This window comes from Bacillus sp. 105MF (genome assembly GCF_000374885.1).
Lineage (GTDB): Bacteria > Bacillota > Bacilli > Bacillales > Bacillaceae_G > Bacillus_A > Bacillus_A pseudomycoides.
In genome coordinates, this window is record NZ_KB895568.1 from 134,860 (window position 1) to 154,828 (window position 19,969).

General features: G+C 36.2%; 15 protein-coding genes. 10 read left to right on the forward strand and 5 right to left on the reverse strand.

Annotated features, from left to right (window positions below):
- Positions 1-12: 12 nt before the first annotated feature.
- Positions 13-1,050 carry a PTS sugar transporter subunit IIC gene (locus C564_RS0107520; protein WP_018764895.1) on the reverse strand — a complete coding sequence of 346 codons (1,038 nt, stop codon included), beginning with the start codon at positions 1,048-1,050 and terminating at the stop codon, positions 13-15.
- A 225-nt stretch (positions 1,051-1,275) separates the two neighbouring features.
- Between C564_RS0107520 and C564_RS0107525 the strand changes: the two genes are divergently transcribed.
- Positions 1,276-1,638, forward strand: coding sequence for a YxeA family protein (locus tag C564_RS0107525; RefSeq protein ID WP_018764896.1), 363 nt, complete (start codon positions 1,276-1,278; stop codon positions 1,636-1,638).
- 26 nt (positions 1,639-1,664) lie between these two features.
- On the opposite strand, the gene C564_RS0107530 is transcribed toward C564_RS0107525, so the two are convergent.
- On the reverse strand, positions 1,665-2,651 hold the full coding sequence (locus C564_RS0107530) for a S66 family peptidase (protein WP_018764897.1): 987 nt from the start codon (positions 2,649-2,651) through the stop codon (positions 1,665-1,667).
- A 203-nt stretch (positions 2,652-2,854) separates the two neighbouring features.
- Here C564_RS0107530 and C564_RS0107535 point away from each other — a divergent pair, with 203 nt between their 5' ends.
- The 3 genes from C564_RS0107535 (at position 2,855) to C564_RS34485 (ending at position 10,239) form a co-directional block, all read left to right on the forward strand.
- On the forward strand, positions 2,855-3,292 hold the full coding sequence (locus C564_RS0107535) for a DUF1934 domain-containing protein (protein WP_016112723.1): 438 nt from the start codon (positions 2,855-2,857) through the stop codon (positions 3,290-3,292).
- Positions 3,292-4,962 (forward strand): arginine--tRNA ligase, encoded by a 1,671-nt coding sequence (argS, locus tag C564_RS0107540; protein ID WP_003202452.1) that lies wholly within the window; start codon positions 3,292-3,294, stop codon positions 4,960-4,962. The genes C564_RS0107535 and argS overlap by 1 nt, the downstream gene beginning before the upstream one ends.
- A gap of 1,695 nt (positions 4,963-6,657) precedes the next feature.
- Positions 6,658-10,239 carry a Cna B-type domain-containing protein gene (locus tag C564_RS34485; protein WP_018764899.1) on the forward strand — a complete coding sequence of 1,194 codons (3,582 nt, stop codon included), beginning with the start codon at positions 6,658-6,660 and terminating at the stop codon, positions 10,237-10,239.
- Positions 10,240-10,656: 417 nt separating this feature from the next.
- Here C564_RS34485 and C564_RS0107560 read toward each other — a convergent pair whose 3' ends face one another.
- Together C564_RS0107560 and map are read right to left on the reverse strand one after the other, a co-directional pair.
- The gene (locus tag C564_RS0107560; protein WP_018764900.1) at positions 10,657-12,057 is read right to left on the reverse strand and encodes a M28 family metallopeptidase; all 1,401 of its coding nucleotides are present in this window, start codon (positions 12,055-12,057) and stop codon (positions 10,657-10,659) included.
- Positions 12,058-12,496: 439 nt separating this feature from the next.
- Entirely contained in the window at positions 12,497-13,294 is a 798-nt protein-coding gene (gene map / locus C564_RS0107570) for a type I methionyl aminopeptidase (RefSeq protein ID WP_026008493.1), read from the reverse strand.
- Positions 13,295-13,465: 171 nt separating this feature from the next.
- On the opposite strand from map, the gene C564_RS0107575 reads away from it, so the two are divergent.
- The 6 genes from C564_RS0107575 to C564_RS0107605 all read left to right on the forward strand — a co-directional run bounded on the left by C564_RS0107575 (position 13,466) and on the right by C564_RS0107605 (position 18,827).
- Positions 13,466-14,368, forward strand: a complete 903-nt coding sequence (locus C564_RS0107575) for an ABC transporter ATP-binding protein (RefSeq protein WP_018764903.1) — start codon at positions 13,466-13,468, stop codon at positions 14,366-14,368.
- Positions 14,365-15,099, forward strand: a complete 735-nt coding sequence (locus tag C564_RS0107580) for an ABC transporter permease (protein ID WP_018764904.1) — start codon at positions 14,365-14,367, stop codon at positions 15,097-15,099. Before C564_RS0107575 ends, C564_RS0107580 begins: the two co-directional genes overlap by 4 nt.
- Entirely contained in the window at positions 15,100-16,227 is a 1,128-nt protein-coding gene (locus tag C564_RS0107585; protein ID WP_018764905.1) for a sensor histidine kinase, read from the forward strand.
- Positions 16,224-16,826, forward strand: coding sequence for a response regulator transcription factor (locus C564_RS0107590; RefSeq protein ID WP_018764906.1), 603 nt, complete (start codon positions 16,224-16,226; stop codon positions 16,824-16,826). The genes C564_RS0107585 and C564_RS0107590 overlap by 4 nt, the downstream gene beginning before the upstream one ends.
- Before the next feature lie 707 nt (positions 16,827-17,533).
- Positions 17,534-18,424 (forward strand): helix-turn-helix domain-containing protein, encoded by an 891-nt coding sequence (locus tag C564_RS0107600; RefSeq protein WP_018764908.1) that lies wholly within the window; start codon positions 17,534-17,536, stop codon positions 18,422-18,424.
- A gap of 265 nt (positions 18,425-18,689) precedes the next feature.
- Positions 18,690-18,827: a quorum-sensing peptide PapR gene (locus tag C564_RS0107605; RefSeq protein WP_018764909.1), complete on the forward strand. Its 138-nt coding sequence runs from the start codon at positions 18,690-18,692 to the stop codon at positions 18,825-18,827.
- A 177-nt stretch (positions 18,828-19,004) separates the two neighbouring features.
- Here the strand turns inward: C564_RS0107605 and uvsE are convergent, their stop codons facing one another.
- The gene (uvsE, locus tag C564_RS0107610) at positions 19,005-19,958 is read right to left on the reverse strand and encodes a UV DNA damage repair endonuclease UvsE (RefSeq protein WP_018764910.1); all 954 of its coding nucleotides are present in this window, start codon (positions 19,956-19,958) and stop codon (positions 19,005-19,007) included.
- Positions 19,959-19,969: the final 11 nt, after the last annotated feature.

The window sequence follows — 19,969 nt, forward strand, 5'->3', positions numbered from 1 at the left end:
AGCTCCTTTTTCTTATGCAACTTTTTCTTCCGAAGCGATTCCGCGAATTTCATCAGCGGAACGAATTGGATACTTACGGAAAATAATTGTTCCGATATAACCAATAATTGTGGTCACGATTCCACATAATATAGCTGCAATGGCTACTTTCATTACATCGTTGAACCCAAAGAGAACAAGGAGTCCTGGAATTGGTGATGCTGTACCGGGGGCATTGTTCACAAGTTGGAATAAGGATGTAATAATACCAGCAAGTGCACCACCAACGAAGTTTGTCGTATAGATTGGAATGGGATTTGCTGCTACGACATCGGCCTGTGTTAATGGTTCAATTGCTACAGCAATTGTATCTTTCTTTGAACAGATCTTTAAACGTTTAAAGAAAATAAAATTCATTGGAGCAGAGGCTGCTACTGCAAGACTACCAATAGCCATTGGTAAACCTGTTAATCCAAGCATAGCAGTTAGCGCCATGGAGCTTAATGGAGATGTAGAAATAACTGTTATGAGTCCGCCAAGCATAATTCCCATAATAATTGGGTTTTCTGTGGTTGCGATTGAAATAATAGAGCCGATTTTTCCAAGTGTAGCATTTACAACGGGGTCCATAAGCATAGCCATTCCGCGAGAAAGTGGTGCTGCAACGAATAAAATGGCGAGAAATTCCACACCAGCTGGCAATTTCTTTTCTAGAAATTTAACGACAAAGGCGCATACATATCCAGCAAAAAATCCTGGTAAAATACCAAATCCACTAGTGGCGATACCGATTAAAACAGCATATACAGGAGATACACCAATTGCGAGTGCTACTAAAATAGCAGCCGCGACACCGCTCATACTACCGGAAGCTTGTCCAACCGATTGTAAAAAGTTGTTATGAAACATTTCGCCGCCGATATATCGATGAAATGCTTCAATAAGAAAGCTTGCGATTGCAGCATTGGCCAGGGCCCCCATTGCTTTCATTCCGTAAGGAGCACGAAAGCTAAACAGTGTAAAAAGAAAAAGTACAACGAGTAGTAGTGCTAAACCTTGCAAGATAGCCATTTGAAAAATGTCCCCTTTTTAATTTTGTTTATAAAAATTTGTATTATTCAATAATAATACAAAAGTTGTTTAAACGGAAAATTTTTTTATTGGGAAAATACTGCGAGCGCTTTCCTTACAATAGTGTAAGGAAAGTGTAATACATTTCAATAGTATATAGTATGCCCTTATCTGTATAATACAGATATAAATATGTGACTGATAAGAATAAACAGGAGGCCATATATGAAATTGGTAATAAAAGTGTTAGTCGTCTTTGCCATTCTTTTAGGTGGTACGGCATATTATTTACAATCAAAAACAGAAGGTGTAGAGGCTTTTGTCGATAACTTCTTTTCAAATAAAGAAATACAAGATTATTACGCAGTTATAAATAAGGGTGAGAAAATAGACGATGAATATTTGTATACATTCAAAGGGTATACAGAGGATGGAAAGCAACAAACGATTAAAAAGATCATGAATCGTCAGCTACATTCAGGTGCTTTTATAAAAATTTATGCTAAGGGCATGCAAGGAAAAGGCTGGGCTGAAATTTCAAAAGAAGAAATTCCAGAAAAAGCCTTAAAACAATTACAGAAAGTGTAAAAGGAGCGAATTGTTCGCTCCTTTTTTTAATGTTTTAAAATTGTAATCGATGTGTTTGTTTGAGTAGAAACAATTTCTACACGTCCGCCAATTGGGAAAGTGAAGATTGGAGTTGTATGACCAAAGTTGGCATTTGCAATTACAGGAATGTGGGAAAGCTCTTGTTTTGAATAAATCATTTCTTGAATATCTTCTATGACAGCTTCAGAACCTTTTTGTAGTCTTCCAATTACAATGCCTTTTATATGTTCAAAATCTGGTTGTTGGATGAGAGAGTGTAAGTAACGATCAAAAGTCTTAACTGTAGCTTTTCCTGTAAGAGCATCTTCTTCTAAAAATAATATTTTATCTCGTAAGCTCGGCATATATGTTGTGCCTTGTAGTAAATTAAAGGTACTCATATTACCGCCAATAATTTCGCCAACTATTTCACCTTCATGTAAGGAAATATAACCTTCATTTTGGAAGAAAGTGCGATTTTCTTGGTCCATATACCAAGAGTCATCGCTCCACGTTTCAGCAGGTTGTATTTCTATTGGCTCTTCAGAAGTCATGCATTTTAAAAAGTAATCTATCGTATAATCGAGCCCTTTCTCCATTCCAAAAGAAGAAAAGTGAGGACCTGAATATGTAATAAGACCAGTCTTTGCATAAATTGCATTGCCTAGAGCTGTAATATCAGAATAACCACATAAAATTTTTGGATTGCTACGAATTAAGTCGTAATTTATATGCTTTAGTAGCCCATTGGAATTATATCCTCCAAGTGTTGTTAAGATTGCTTTTACATTGGAGTCTGCGAAAGCTTCATGGAGGTCTTGAACTCGAGAAGAAACGGAAGAAGAAGCAAAACGATCAATTTCTTCAGCGTTTTTTGAAAATGTAACACGAAATCCCATATCTGCTATTCGTTTCATAGCAAGCTCACGATTATAATTTGAGACAATACTTAAACTACAAGAAGGTGAAATGACTCGAATTTCATCACCTTGTTTTAACTTTGGTGGTATCATTTGGAGCACTCCTTTTAATGAAAGAAAATTTAGATTTAAAAGATATTTTATCATAAGAGATAGATCTTTATAAATTGTTTTTTCGAAACAGGGTTTTCCTGATTTTTCAGCAGACAGACATAGGTTTTTTTTGATATGATAGGAAAAGTGATTTATTATAAAGTTTATTTAATATCTATAACATATTGAAAGGTGTGCAAGACGTGGAGAAACAACTTGCAGGCTTGCCAGTACACGTTCATTTCGTAACAGAAATCCGTGAAGGGGCACGAAAGGAGACCGTTGCTTTTGAGGCAAATGGTCAATACTATGTAAAAGGTCAAGGTACATATGTAACGTTTCAAGAGCCGAACGAACAAGGCGAAGTAAAGACAATCATTAAAATTCAAGGTGAACAAGTTCTCATTATGCGTTCAGGTGCTGTTTCTATGCGTCAGACGCATGCGAAAGGTGAATGGACAACTGGTACGTATACGAGTGAACTTGGTACGTTTGCATTGCAAACGAAAACTGATAACGTTCTTTTTAAATGGTCGGACGAGAAGAAAAAAGGACAACTCTTTTTAACGTACGCATTGCTTCTAAGTGAACAAGAAGCGGGCCGATATACAATTACGATTAATTTGAAGGAGGCAAAATAATGAACTCTTTAGAACAAGTAAAAGAATTGATTAAAGAAGAAATTAAAGCTGCCGTATTAAAAGCAGAGTTAGCAACAGAAGAACAAATTCCAAACGTTGTATTAGAATCTCCAAAAGATAAAACGCATGGTGATTTCTCTACAAACATGGCGATGCAGCTTGCACGCGTAGCAAAAAAAGCTCCTCGTATGATTGCAGAGGAATTAATTGCAAACTTCGATAAAGCAAAAGCTTCTATTGAAAAGATTGAAATTGCTGGTCCTGGTTTTATTAACTTCTATATGGATAATAGCTATTTAACAGACTTAATTCCGGTAATTGTTACAGCTGGCACGAATTATGGTGAAACAAACACTGGTAAAGGTGAAAAAGTACAAGTTGAGTTCGTATCTGCAAACCCAACAGGTGACCTTCACTTAGGACATGCACGTGGTGCGGCAGTAGGTGACACATTATGCAACGTATTAGCAAAAGCGGGATACGATGTATCTCGTGAATACTACATTAATGACGCTGGTAACCAAATTCATAATTTAGCGCTTTCTGTCGAAGCTCGTTACATGCAAGCATTAGGGCTAGAAAAAGAAATGCCAGAAGATGGATACCATGGTGCGGATATCATCGGAATCGGACAACGCTTAGCTGAAGAGTTTGGCGATCGTTATGCAAAAGCTGATGAGAAAGAAAGCTATGAATTCTACCGTGAGTACGGTTTGAAATACGAATTAGCAAAACTTCAAAAAGACTTAGAAAGCTTCCGTGTTAAGTTTGACGTATGGTTCTCTGAAACATCACTATACAAAAATGGAAAAATTGATCAAGCTCTTGCGGTATTAAAAGAGCGCGATGAAATATTTGAAGAAGACGGAGCAACTTGGTTCCGTTCTATGACTTATGGTGATGATAAAAACCGCGTATTAATTAAAAATGATGGTTCTTACACATACTTAACGCCAGATATCGCGTATCACCGTGATAAATTAGAGCGTGGATTTGATAAATTAATCAACATTTGGGGCGCTGACCACCACGGTTACATTCCTCGTATGAAAGCAGCGATTCAAGCGCTTGGTTACGATAAAGAGACGTTAGAAGTAGAAATCATCCAAATGGTACAACTATACCAAAACGGTGAAAAAGTAAAAATGAGTAAGCGTACAGGTAAAGCTGTTACACTTCGTGAGCTAATGGAAGAAGTAGGCGTGGACGCAATGCGTTACTTCTTTGCAATGCGCAGCGGTGACTCTCACTTAGACTTTGATATGGATTTAGCGGTATCAAAATCTAACGAAAACCCTGTATACTATGCACAATATGCTCATGCACGTGTATGCAGTATCCTTCGTCAAGGTGAAGAACTTGGATTAACTGCAGGTGGAGATATCAATTACAAACTTGTTGCTTCTGAAAAAGAAGTAGACTTACTGAAAAAACTGGGTGAATTCCCAGCAGCAGTTGCAGAAGCAGCGCAAAAACGTCTGCCACACCGCATTACAAACTATGCGTTTGAATTAGCAGCAGCGCTTCATAGCTTCTACAATGCAGAAAAAGTATTAAACCCAGATAACTTAGAATTAAGTAAAGCTCGTTACGACTTAATGCGTGCAGTACGCATTACACTTCAAAATGCATTAGCATTAGTTGGTGTATCTGCACCTGAGAAAATGTAATAGGCAAAAGAAAAGATGCTTATTTTTGTTTAAAAGTGATATACAGGTTGATATAAAAACATCTGATCAGTCTATAGACTGATTAGATGGCAAAGAAAGCAGACCATCGAAAAGCCGTATGGGGGAGAACCTCACGTACGGCTTGATGAGAGAAAGCTGGGCAGAAAAAGAGATAGCAAAGCTATCTCTTTTTCTGTTTCAGTTTTCTACTCTAAATATATGTTATGGTGATGAAGTGAAAATAGAAAAACATCAATTAACTATTGATTTTTTAGAACAATTCTAGAATAATAGGTTGTCGGGGGTAAAATTATCAAAAAGCTATACATGTAGTATTAGTAGATGAAATGTTACCAGTAAATGGTGTGATTGTTGTAAATGATGTTGTTACAACTATGCCAAATACTAAACTAACACTTCATTTAACCAAGTATCTACACAATTAGTAATTAATCTTGAAAACTTCCAACCTAGTCAAAAAACTAGGGATTTTATGTCTAAAATAGTACATATAGTCCAACTAAAGTTTTCATGATTTGATAAAAATAATGAAAGGATATAAATCTCTCGATTTTGATATTATCATCACTTATATATATAAATCTCTCGATATTAAAATGTAATGTCGCCCTAGAAAAGCTAACTCTTCTTAGCGAGTAAGTGAAATGTATGTATAAGTTCATTTTAATTCTTCGACATAGCCATAGATCCATTAGGCAAATTACTTTTTCTCAACACTCATTTATAGACTCCAAAAATGAAAAGGCTGAATTTCATATTTCTGCACGATTCATATGAAATTAGTTGCCAATCACACTCTTTTTTATTTACCCCCAAATTTGTTCCACTGTATTCAGATTTGGAGAATATGACTTTCATCTTCATAGGCAAACAATACTTCATCCGGAGCACTTTTAATTATATAGCGCTGACATTGGAACGCTTCTTATTTTTCTTGTCTACTTGTTTCGATGTGTAGGTCGGTTGTGTACCTAAATACAAAACGTTTTAACATATGGCCGATTTCACCTCAACTCATGATGACAGAAAACGTATCTTCAATGACATCCTTTAGAATACGAGTATCCTAGCATGTGTCACAGCTATAACCTTCTTCGGCTGGTGTGCTAAATTCGATTATACGCTGTACTTCTTGTTATTCTTTATGAGGATAATTATGGGAGTTGATCAAATGCATATTTGCTGTGAAATAGCTCGTCTATACTTGCTCAAACTGAATTTTTTTGCGTATGGAGCAATCGTTTGCGCTAGATATGAAGAAATTTAGGAAACTCTACGGCATAATAAGACGAATGACTGTCATGAGTTTTATTGTGAATGCTTTTTGAATTGTCTTCTCCTGACTCTGAAGTTGTTCTATGGCCCATTCATGTGTATTTGTAATTGGAATTCCTTTATCAAAATTTGTTCTTTCCCTTATTTGTTTTTGTTAAACAATATAGACCAGAAATACCACAGTTTAGATATGTCGGAGAAATTAGAGGAATCTATATAAAAGTCAAATTTCAAGTTTCTGAGCAATAGAAGGGTTGAGAAAAGAGAAAAAGATGATAATAGCTATCAAACATATTTAAGTAAAATAGCTTAATGACATTGAATAATAGAATCTTTGTCATAGTATGTTTGTACCAGAATCTAGAAACATTTAATTTTATAGGGAGGATAACAGAAAGCATGTATTTAAAAAGAATAACTTCGATTTTTTCGATTATAATGATTTTTATGTTTACTATAGGTCAGAGTTTGCTGCCTATAATAGCAAATGCACAAGAGTTAAATACAGCGGGACTTGTGGATAGTTTTAAGATTGATAAAACAAATCTACAGACCACAGAACGGACTAAAGTAACTGTAAACTTCAGTGAAAAAAATGGACTTAGGCTGAAGCCTGGAGACACACTAACATTAACGCTGCCTCCAGAATTAAAAGGATTAGATAGAGAGTTTCCATTAGATGACTATGGTACTTGTAAAGTCACTGCAGGTACTGTGGTATGTACATTTAATGATAGAGTGAGTACACATCAAAATATTAAAGGGTATTTAAACTTTTACGTGGAAGCTGCTAATGTAGGAACGGATCAAAAGAAAGAGATTGAAACCAATTTCGGTACAAATGTAGATAAGCAATCTGTAACAATTACCGGCCCAAGCGGTGGTGGTGGTACAGATCCTGGAAAGTCACCGTTTTTTTATAAAACTGGTGATATGAACTCAGGTAAGGACAATGAAGTACGTTGGTTCTTGAATATAAACTTAAATAAAGAAGAGTTAAGTCGCGATATTGTTGTGACTGATAATTTACAGGAAGGTCAAACACTTAATAAGGATAGTTTCTATATAATTATTGATGATTATCTAGGTCGTCGATCTTTAACGCTACAAGAGTTTGAAAAGCAACGTTACGGAACGATTACCTTTACTGGTGACAGATCATTTAAAGTTGTGCTTTATAAGGATAAAGCACGTCTTGCCTCCTTTTCGATTGGTTATACATCTACTATAACGGAAGCCGGAAAGAAGCAAGAGTTTTTTAAGAATGATTATACGATTGATTACCAAGTTTTTCACAAAGACCCAGTTACTGAATCGGGTAGTTACCCAGTCGAAAATATGACAGCTGGCGGTGGTGCTGAAGGTAACGAGGTTCCAAAAGGAACGCTAAAAATTGTTAAACATATTGAAGGAAATAAAGAAAAAGTAATCCCAAATGTTTCGTTTAAGTTGTATAAAGAGTCGGGTGAACAAGTTGGGGGCGAATATAAAACAAATAACGACGGGATAATTGAAATTCCTAACTTACAACCGGGTAAATATTATATGCAAGAGGTTTCTGCTCCAGACTATGTTGATTTCGATCCTCAAGCAAAAGTAAGTTTCGAGGTTAAATCAGGTGATGTAAATGGAGTGGAGCTGCCAATTCCGAATAAAGTGAAAACTACATCTGTTACAGGAACAAAGACGTGGAAAGGCGATAATGCGAAAGATCGTCCGACGATGATTAAGGTAGACTTACTACAAAATGGTAAAGTGATCGCAACACAAGAAGTAACAGAAGCAACAGGCTGGAAATATGAATTCAAAGACTTAGCGGCATATGATACAGACGGAAAAGCATATAAGTATGAAGTAAAAGAACAACCGGTAGATGGATATCAAACAGAAGTAAAAGGTTATGACATTACAAATACAAAAGTGGTACAAACCACAAAAGTAGAAGGAAAGAAGACGTGGAAGGACGGAAACGCAACAAATCGTCCAGCAATGATCAAAGTAGACTTACTACAAAATGGCCAAGTGATCGCAACACAAGAAGTAAGCGAAGCAACAGGCTGGAAGTATGAATTTAAAGATTTAGTGGTAAACGATGCAGACGGAAAAGCATATAAATATGAAGTGAAAGAACAACCGGTAGATGGATATCAAACAGAAGTAAAAGGTTATGACATCACGAATACAAAAGTAGGCAAGACATCAGTTTCAGGAAAGAAGACTTGGAACGATAACAATGCATCAGATCGCCCAGAGTCAATCAAAGTGAAATTACTACAAAATGGCAAAGAGATTGACACGAAAGAAGTAAGCAAAGCAACAGAGTGGAAGTATGAGTTTAAAGATTTAGTGGCATATGATGAAAATGGAGTAGCTTACAAGTATGAAGTGAAAGAACAACCAGTAGACGGATACGAATCAAAAGTAAAAGGTTATGACATCACGAATACAAAAGTAGGTAAGACATCAGTTTCAGGAACGAAGACCTGGAAAGGTGGCACAGAGGAAGAGCATAAAGCCATCAAAGTAGACTTACTACAAAACGGTACAGTGATTGCGACACAAGAAGTAAGCAAAGAAATAGGCTGGAAGTATGAATTTAAAGATTTAGAAGCGTTTGATGAAAATGGAGCAGCTTACAAGTATGAAGTGAAAGAACAACCGGTAGACGGATACAAATCTGAGGTGAAAGGTTATGACATCACAAATACAAAAGTAGGCGAAACGAAAGTAGAAGGAACAAAGACTTGGAACGATAACAACGCAACAGATCGTCCAAGCACGATTAAAGTAGATTTACTACAAAACGGTAAAGTAGTAGACACAAAAGAAGTAACAGCAGCAACAAATTGGAAGTACGCATTTGAAAACCTACAAGCATATGATGAAAACGGAGTAGCTTACGAGTATACAGTGAAAGAACAACCAGTAAAAGGATATAAATCGGAAGTCAAAGGTTATGACATTACGAATACAAAAGTAAGCCAAACAAAAGTGGAAGGAACAAAAATGTGGAAAGACGATAATGCGAAAGATCGTCCGAAAGCAATTAAAGTGGACTTACTACAAAATGGCCAAGTGATTGCGACGCAAGAAGTAAGCAAAGCAACAGGTTGGAAATATGCATTTACAGACTTAGCGGCATATGATGACGAAGGTAAGACATATAAGTATGAAGTGAAAGAACAACCGGTAGATGGATATCAATCCGAAGTAAAAGGTTATGACATCACGAATACAAAAGTAAGCCAAACAAAAGTAGAAGGAACGAAGACATGGAAAGACGATAATGCGAAAGATCGTCCGGCAATGATCAAAGTAGACTTACTACAAAATGGCAAAGTGCTTGCGACACAAGAAGTAAGTGAAGCAAGCGGTTGGAAGTATGAATTCAAAGATTTAGCGGCATACGATGCCGAAGGTAAGGCATACAAGTATGAAGTGAAAGAACAACCGGTAGATGGATATCAACCGGAAGTAAAAGGTTATGACATCACGAATACAAAAGTAAGCCAAACAAAAGTAGAAGGAACGAAGACATGGAAAGACGATAATGCGAAAGATCGTCCGGCAATGATCAAAGTAGACCTACTACAAAATGGTAAAGTGATTGCAACGCAAGAAGTAAGCGAAGCAAGCGGTTGGAAATATGCATTTACAGACTTAGCGGCATATGATGCCGAAGGTAAGGCATATAAGTATGAAGTGAAAGAACAACCGGTAAATGGATATGAATCCGAAGTAAAAGGTTATGACATCACGAATACAAAAATCAAAGACGAAACAGGTGTAGATCCAAAAGATCCAAGTACAGATCCAAACACAAATAACGATTCAAAAGTTCCACCTACTGAAGAAAATGATAAGCCGACATCAATGCTTCCTAATACAGGAGGAACATCAGCGGAAATGATTTCAATCGTTGCAGGTATGATATTATTCGTTTTAGGTGGAATTCTATTCACTCGACAACGAATAAAATAATAAAAAAGCTTTAGATTATTGATTACACTGTAATCTGAGTAGCAGACAAATTAAAAAATTACTATTGATATTACTCCCTTTAGGTAGATATTCAAAAAAACTTCACGATAAAGTGAAAGGAAGAATGCAACCTGAAGGGGGTTTTTCTATGGAGAAATTAGAAATAGTATTTTGTAAAGCTTTGTTCTTGAATGGTTGCAGCAGTAGCTCCTGTCCAGCAAAAGTTAATATACCTACAAGAATCGTTTTTTTATAATAGAAATGCCTTCTTATCAAGTATAATCATTATTGTTATATTTGATTATTGTTATATTTAGTATTATAACATGATAATACCTTGAAATAAATATGCTTTTATGCATATTTATTTTTTAAACAAAAAAGCCATCACTTTGGAGTGAGTGGCTTTGGTGATAATTAAGCAGCTTTCTGCCCTGTTTGTACTGCCGGTTTTTGCAGAACATCATAAACACCAGTGCCAATGACATCTAAAGCCATTTTCATACGTTCAGGTGAGATGTTTTCTAGAACGTTATCTTGCGGCGTATGGTATACCTTTTCAATATGATAGATGAGTGGATCCCAACTATCTACTCCCATCCAGATGAATAGAGCGGCAGGGATGCCAGCGTAAGCGAATGGCACATGGTCACTAGAACCAAACTTTCCTTGCAGAACAAGATCATTATTTAATTGTTTTCCAGCATTTAATGCTGCGTCTGTTACAAGATTCGTAGAACCATCTGGCGTCATTGCATATAAATTTTTTGCTTTATCATAGTTTGTAGCAACCATATCAGCATTAAAAACGCCTAGAATACGATCGCGTTCTTTTTGAGATAAGTTGTCAACGTAGTGCTCTGAACCAAGCAACCCCATTTCCTCTGAACCGAAAGCAATAAATCGGATTTCTTTGTCAGTTTCTACATTTTGAAATGCGCGAGCTAGTTCTAATACTAACCCTGTTCCAGAAGCATTATCATTTGCTCCTGGTGCTCCAGCAACGCTGTCATAATGTGAACTTACAATAACAGCTTTTTCATTTCCAGTGCTCTTTTTCGGTTTCTTTTTCGCGATAACATTTAGAGATTGTAAGTTTGATTCATGTCGTGCTTTTAAAGAAAGGATTGTACTTCCCTTTTTTGCTAATTCTTCTTTGAAGGCATTACCTTGTGCATAAGCAAGACCAAATACAGGGATGGACTGTTTTTTCGTTAATCTTGGATTGAAGGTTTGGCCATAGTTGCCGCGGCCGCCAATTAGGCTATATAAGAGAACGCCTTTTGCACCTTTTGCAACGGCATTTTCTACTTGTTTGTTGTAGTCTGCTACTGTTGCACCTCTTTCAAATAAGACAATTTTTCCGTTTACTTCATTTGGAATTTCCTCTAATTTTGTCCCATTCGGCACAAAAATAAGAGGAGCGGTGACAGCCTCAGTAGAAATTAAAGCATTTGGGGCGGCGCCTGCTTGCCAATTTTTTGAACGTGATAAAGGAGAATCAATAAATCCTACATATTGATCGGGTACAGCAAATGGCTGATATTCTACTTCATATCCCATTGACTGTAATTGCATCCCAACATAGCGAGAAGCCCATTTTTCTGATTGTGTTCCACCAGGGCGCGGGCCAATTGTTTCTGATAAAAAACGGACGTGTTCGATTGCACGGTTAGCATTAACTTGCCCTGTAATAGGTGGAGTTTTGATCGTTTCTGGCGGGGAATCAGCTTTTGCTTGTCCAATTGGAGCTAAGCTGACAGCGAGTGTTGCAGCAAGCAAAGAGCTTACTATTTTTTGTTTCAATGTTCTCTTCATATATTCCTCTCCTATTCTTCTATTCTATCTGACTGACAAAAGAAGACGGATAACGACTCTATTCTATCTCCTGCTTTTTGTATTTTCAATTAATTCAAGTTGAGAAATAAAAGTAGAATCATTTCATATGCATATATGCATATTTTTAGAGAGGATGTATGTGCTATTATTTTAGACAAAGGTTCGCTTTCTTGTTTTGAAAGCCCCTAAATTGCATGTCTAGTGTACCCAAGCTTTAGAATATGTAGAGAAAAAGAAATCCATGGTGAGATTTCTTTTTCTCATGCTTGAACCTTTTGAACATGATAATTGTCATGTTTCCACATTTCATGATAATTATCATTAGATGTAAGGCATCCATATGAAAAGAAGAGAAATCAGTGTGATTTCTCTTTTTTTTGTATAGAAAAAGGAATGCCACTTGCATTCCTTTTATCCCTTACAGTTCAGTTAAAATAATCGGCTCACCGCGTGTTACGACGACTGTATGTTCACATTGTGCAACAAGGCTTTTATCTGGTGTTACAAATGTCCAACCGTCATCGCCGCGTTCAATAATATGGTCAGCCTTCATAGAAATGAAAGGTTCTACAGCGATAACAAGACCATCTTTAAGAAGTGCATTATCCATTGGATCGTAGTAGCTTAGAATGTGATTTGGTGCTTCGTGTAAGCTAAGACCGATGCCATGCCCTGTTAAGTTTTGGATAACGGCATAGCCATTTTTATGAGCAAAGTTAGAAACTGCACGACCGATTTGGTTTTGTTTCGAACCAGCTTTTACTTTTTTCATTGCTGCCCAAAATGCATCTACTGCTGCTTGGCAAAGTTTTTCTTTTTCTTCATCTTGCCCAAGAACAAAAGAGATACCTGTATCTGCATAATAACCGTCAAGTGCCGCAGATACATCAACATTTACTAAGTCGCCTTCTTTTAATACTTGATCTTTTGGAATACCGTGTGCAACTTCTTCATTTACACTAATACAAGTTACACCTGGGAAATCATATTCTTTTTCAGGTGCAGAAATAGCACCGTGCTCATCTAATACTTTTTTACCGATCAAATCAAGCTCTTTCGTTGTCATACCTGGCTTTGCTTGTTTTTTCATCTCTTCGCGTGCAAGCGCAACAACGCGGCCGATTTTTCGTAAACCTTCTAAATCCTTCTCATTACGGATGATCATAAAAAAAACCACTGTCCTTCCTCGAATATATATCTTACACGATTGTATCATGTTTATTTTTGTCCTGCTACTGGCGTACGGTTAGTATACTTTTTAAGGCATCTTGACGGGTTTCATAGGAACTTCATGACAATTGTCATATTCATATCATGACGTATTTTACTGTTTTCCAGCTCTTCCAATTTATACAATGTAAATATAAGGAACAGTGGAGGTGGCAAGATGGAAAAGATTATTGAAGTAAATGGTGTTTCAAAAACATTTAAACATAAAAAGGCTGTAAATAATGTTTCATTTCATGTGGAGAAGGGGCAGATTGTTGCACTTCTTGGGCCAAACGGTGCAGGGAAAACAACAACAATCTCAATGATGCTTGGATTAAAGGATCCATCAGAAGGAAGTGTTTCTATATTTGGAAAGAGTCCCAAGCAGCGAGCAGTTCGTAATCGCCTCGGTGCAATGCTACAAGAGGTGAGTGTTATCGATAGTATATCAGTGGAGGAAGCAATTGATCTATTTCGCAGCTATTATACGAATCCAGTTGCAAAAGAAACATTACTTCAGTTATCAAATTTAGAATCGGAAAAAAGGCAGCGTTGTGAAAAATTATCAGGTGGTCAAAAAAGAAGATTAAACTTTGCACTCGCACTTGCTGGAAACCCAGATTTATTATTTTTAGATGAACCGACTGTAGGAATGGACATTACATCTAGAAAGGCTTTCTGGGAAACGATTCGAAAGCTAGCGAGTGAAGGGAAAACGATTATTTTGACAACGCATTATTTAGAAGAAGCAGATGCGTTAGCAGATCGAATTTTACTATTTGCAAACGGAGAAATCATTGCTGATGGAACTCCGGAGGAAATGAAAGCAACGATTTCTCGAAAAACCATTTCATTTTACACAAAAGAAAAAATTCCAACAGACTTGCTGAAGGGGTTACCGCATGTTACAGCAGTACAGTTTCATGAACCGCGTGTTATTCTCACAACAGATGATACGGATGCTACGTTGCAAGCAATTTATAAAGAGAATTTACCTGTTACAGATATCTCAGTTGAACGAGGAAGTCTTGATGAAGCGTTTGAACAGTTTGTCGCAAATCAGAAGGAGGGAATTGCATGAAAGCCTTATGGATGCAATGTAAAATAGAAATCTTACGTACGTTTCGCAATAAATTATTTATCTTTTTCTCATTATTAATGCCAGTTCTGTTTTATTACATTTTTACAAATGTCATTCAAGTACCGCAGAACGGAGATGCTTGGAAAGCGCACTATTTAATTTCGATGGCTACTTTCAGTATTGTAGGAACAGCACTTTTTAGTTTTGGTGTGAGACTTTCTCAAGAAAAAGGGCAAGGATGGACACATCTTTTAAAAATTACACCACTTCCAGAGGGAGCATATTTAACAGCTAAAATTATTTCTCAAACAGTGGTAAATGCTTTTTCAATACTTGTGATCTTTATTGCAGGTATGCTAATCAATAACGTGGAATTAACGATCGGGCAATGGATTGGTGCTGGATTATGGCTATTAATAGGTGTGACGCCGTTTTTAGCACTTGGAACGATTGTAGGTTCAATTAAGAAAGCAGATGCAGCTTCTGGTCTCGCAAACATTTTAAATATGAGTTTAGCAGTACTAGGCGGTTTATGGATGCCGATTGAAGTGTTTCCGAAAGTGCTAAGAACAATTGGAGAGTGGACACCAACATATCACTTCGGAAGCGGGGCATGGGATATTGTAGCGGGGAAATCTATAGGCTGGGAGAATATCGCGATTTTAGGAGGTTATTTCCTTATATTTGTTGTAATATCAATATATATAAGAAAAAGACAGGAAGCGGTATAAATGATAGAGAAGAAGTTTGAGATTTTTCCGAAACATATGGGATTCTTCCCGTATATATGGCTTGTATATTTAGCGTTTCCAATCTACACATTACTACAAGAAACTGGTTGGAAACTATTGTTAGGAAGCGGTATGCTAGTAATCTTTGTTTTGGCATACCGACAACTTTATTTTGTGCAAAAGACATTTATGATGTGGGCATGTATACAAATGATCATCGCATTTGTGTTAGGTTTTTTTTATAATCCATATCTTATTTATTTAGGCTTTTTTACTGCAAATGCAATAGCATTTGCACCTACAAAGAAATCATTCCGAATACTATTTTCTTTATTAGTACTAACCGTTATCACATTCATATTTGTATACAGAAATGATTTTTCGTTGACATCTTTTTTAGGTGCTGTACCAATGTTTATTATGATGCTTCTGATGCCTTTTGCTATGCGTAGTTTTAATCAAAAAAAGGTGTTAAGGAACCAGTTAAGTGAAGCAAACGAACAAATTAAAGATCTAGTAAAACGTGAAGAACGTCAGCGAATCGCCAGAGACCTTCACGATACTTTAGGACATACGTTATCCCTCATTACTTTAAAAAGCCAGCTTGTTGAGAAGCTGATTGTAAAAAATCCAGAGCGTGCAAGTATAGAAGCGAAGGAGATTACGCAAACATCGCGCACAGCCTTAAAGCAATTGCGTGAATTGATTTCCGATATGCGGATGATTACTGTGGAAGAAGAGCTTGAGCAAATAAAGGCTATCCTGCAAGCTGCTAATATTTCACTAGAGGTAAAGCAGAAAGCAAGTTCTGGTGCATTATCACCACTTGAGCAAAATATTGTAGGTATGTGCTTGCGAGAAGCGGTAACGAACGTTGTAAAGCATAGTAAGGCGACGGAATGTATGGTTTCCTTATTTGAAACGCAAGGAGAACTGATTTTGCAGGTGAAAGATAATGGAGTGGGATTACAAGCACAAAGTCATGATGGGAATGGCATTTTAGGTATGAAAGAACGGCTTGCACTTATTGATGGAGCACTTGAACTAGATGAAACGCATCCTGGGACGATGTTAACGGTGAAGGTTCCAATTGTAATTAGAACAGGAAAGGATGAGGTGAGAGCATGATTAGAATCATCATTGCTGAGGATCAACGAATGCTTAGGGGAGCGCTCGGAGCTCTGCTTGATTTAGAAGATGACATTGAAGTGGTAGGGCAGGCGGAGAATGGTGAAGAAGCTTTAAAATTAATTGAAAAGTTGCAGCCAGATATAAGTATTATGGATATTGAAATGCCGATTCAAAGTGGTTTAGATGTTGCAGAGAAATTGCAAAAGAAAAAATTACTATGCAAAGTAATGATTTTAACAACATTCGCACGTCCAGGTTATTTTGAAAGAGCAATGAAAGCAGGAGTTCATGGATATTTATTAAAGGACAGCCCAAGTGAAGATTTAGCGGCAGCGATTCGCAATGTGATGCAAGGGAAACGAGAGATTTCCCCTGAATTAATGTTTGGACTATGGCAAGAGCAAAATCCGTTATCAGATCGTGAGAAAGAAGTACTTTTGTTAGCGAAAGAAGGAAAAACAGCAAATGAAATTGCCAAGACACTGTATCTTTCATCTGGTACTGTACGGAATTATATTTCAGATGTGTTAACAAAATTAAATGCGAAAAACCGAATTGAAGCAATTGCGATTGCGGAAGAAAAGGGCTGGATATGAAAAAAGATGTTTACCGGTTATAGTGGTAAACATCTTTTTATTCTTTTTTTTTGAACCTCTATCACTAAAATGTAAAGTCTATGACATAATATAGATTTTACTTCATTTTTCGACAAAAAATTTGTTATAGTAAGATTAGGTTGCTGTTCTAGATTTTGGGTAAATTTACCGCTAATTGTCTTAATTACCCCATGTTTATCTACTTGAGCAATGATGTCTTGGTCATATATTTCATCATTTTTATATGATTGGGAAAGACATACTTCGGTTTGATTTTCTTGTAGGTTGAAATTCAACATCTTTTCAGTGGTAACTTGTTTTTGTTACGCGTTAACCTCTTGTACTTCATCTTTTAAGTATTTTTAGCAATATTTCCTATTGTTACGTTTTGTGGTTCAGTTTATTTACTAATTATCAAGCTAGGTTGAGTAACTTCAATGTTCACTTCATTGTTATCAATTTTTGGGGCACGATAATTGCTGCTACATGATAAGGGATAGAACAGAAGTAAGGAATATACTAGCAACTTTTATATTATTCATCTCTAACATTTGGAGTCTTGTATTTGTATAAGATGATTTATAAGAAAAGTGTGCTAAATGATATATATTATGCAATATTTCATGTCTAAAAGTGCCGGAAAACTATTATTGTAGTGGTATGACAACTTGAAAAGTTAGATTTCTGTAATGGGATGGTGAGCTATTATGCACGCAGAAAAGCTGGGAGCTGAAATAAAGAAAATTAGAATGTTAAGAGGTTTAACACAAAAGCAGTTGTCTGAGAATATATGTCATCAATCAGAAGTAAGCAGGATTGAGTCAGGAACGGTATATCCAAGTATGGATATACTGCAAGGGATTGCAGCAAAGCTAAGGGTTCCCATTATTCATTTTTATGAGGTTCTTAGTTATTCTGACCTCGAAAGAAAGAAAAAGTTTAAGAAGCAAATTCAATTATTGTGTAAGAAGAAGCAGTATGATGAAATTCATAAAATTGTTTCAGAGGAACTTAAGAAAGAAGAGAGTCATCCTGAATTTAAGCAATTTCTTCTATGGTATTATCATTTATCTTCTTATGCTTTAAAGAAAGTTAATTTTGAATACTGCATCTCAGAGCTGAAAAATATAATCCATCAGCAATATGGTGGGGTAGATGTGTTTCAAAATTTATATATCGAAAATTCGATTGCTATTATTTATGCAGAAAATAACCATTTAGAAAAAGCTATTACATTATTTCAAGATATTTTACAACAGCTGGAGTCATTACAGAGTGATCAAGATTTTGTTGTTAAGGTTCGATATAATTATGCGAAAGCTTTATGTTTAAATAATGAATATGCAAAGTCGCTTCAGCAAGTAGACAAAGCAATTGAAACGTCGCGACTTATTGGGAGTATGAATCTTCTTGGGCAACTGTACTATCAAAAGGGAGAGTGCTTAGAGAAATTAATTTATCCGCCAAGTGAAATTACAGTTGTTTATGAAAAGGCTTTATTATTTTTTGATTTACTAGATTTACATTCTCACAAAGAGATATTATTAGCAGAAAAGGGATTAACCGATCGTAATGAACAGACAATATTCTCTAGCTAATTAAATTTATCCCGCTATTCGTGGGCAGTAATTCCCCACTTCAAGATTAAGAGAGAAAAGAGAAAGATAGGTGGAGGATAACTGCCCGTAAAAGCCCAATCGGTGAGAGCTAACAATCAGTGTGGAATGAAGATTACTCCCACTGATGGAAGTTTCATTCTATATTTTTCAATAATGAAACCATAAGAGAATATGCATAATTGCATTTTTTAAAGAAATTATTTCATGATATATTTAAAGAAAATAGAGCATAGGGTGATGAGTGATGAAAAAAATTCTTGCATACGGTTTAATGGCAATGGCAATGCTAGCTGGTGTTGCATTCGGAGTGAGTCAAGATCACGCATTAACAAATCAACAGGAACAAGTACAATTAGCTGCAGGTCTACCATTTGAACATTAAGATAAAAAAGAACCCAAGTGAGGGTTCTTTATTTTTGTTAGGGATAAAAGTGTTAGATAATTCAAAGCTCTTGAATGTAGTCAAAGGTTTAGGTATGTAAGAATGACTATTATTTCTTGGCCTTAACACCTTCGGCAATCACACTGAAGAGAAGAGAATCGTGAAACAGCGTTACGATTACCATTGTAGCGTTGCACTGCTTATTCGTTTCATTCCTCTTATAGAAGCAAGTTCATCTACTAACTGAAAAAGTGCTAAATCTTTTTGCTTACTCTCAATCATAATGTCAAAATCTTGATTTACTGCTTTGGCAATATGTAAAAAGGAATTTATAAATGCAGTATCAATATAATTAGCGTGGGATCTGAATTCCTTTTCTGACCTTGGTGAAGAAATATGGACTTTAGGAACTGTATGTGTATGATTCCACGTTTCGAAAATAGCTGGTAGTAGTTCCTCTAACGGTTCATCACAAAGATTTGCCATGTGATGATGATAATCAAATACAAAAGGGATTCTTTCTTGCTTACAAACGGCTAATGTTTCAGAAGCTGTATATGTTTTATCATCATTTTCAAGTGTCATTTGCTGCTTGATATGGAAAGGGAGCTTTTTTAAGTTTTCATGAAAGCGTAGTAAAGTTTTCTCTTTGTTACCGTATGCACCTCCAATATGGATATTAATGTAGGAAGAGTCTGCTAATCCCATTGCATCTAATACGTTATAGTGATATGTCATATCTAAAACCGCATTATCTGTAATATGAGGTTTTTCACTTGTAAATAATGTGAACTGATTTGGATGAAAGCTGACTCGTAAGTTATGCTCTCGAATTAATTTCCCCATCTTACGCCAAAAGGGTGTAAATATATCGATATAATCAAAATCAACTTCAGGATGGGTTGCGAGCGGGACGATAGAAGATGATAATCGGTATAATGGAATTTCATGTGCGATATTGTAATGCAGGGTACGTAATGTATGCATAAGGTTTTGCATTGTAATATTATATAATTTTTCTTCTCGTTCCTGTTTCCCAAGCTTTTTCCACGTTGTAAATGTCATTGTTTTAGCAGGGGAGCAGTCCCACAAAGCGACTGCATGTGAGACATACCCAAAGCGCATAATCATCTGTCCTACCC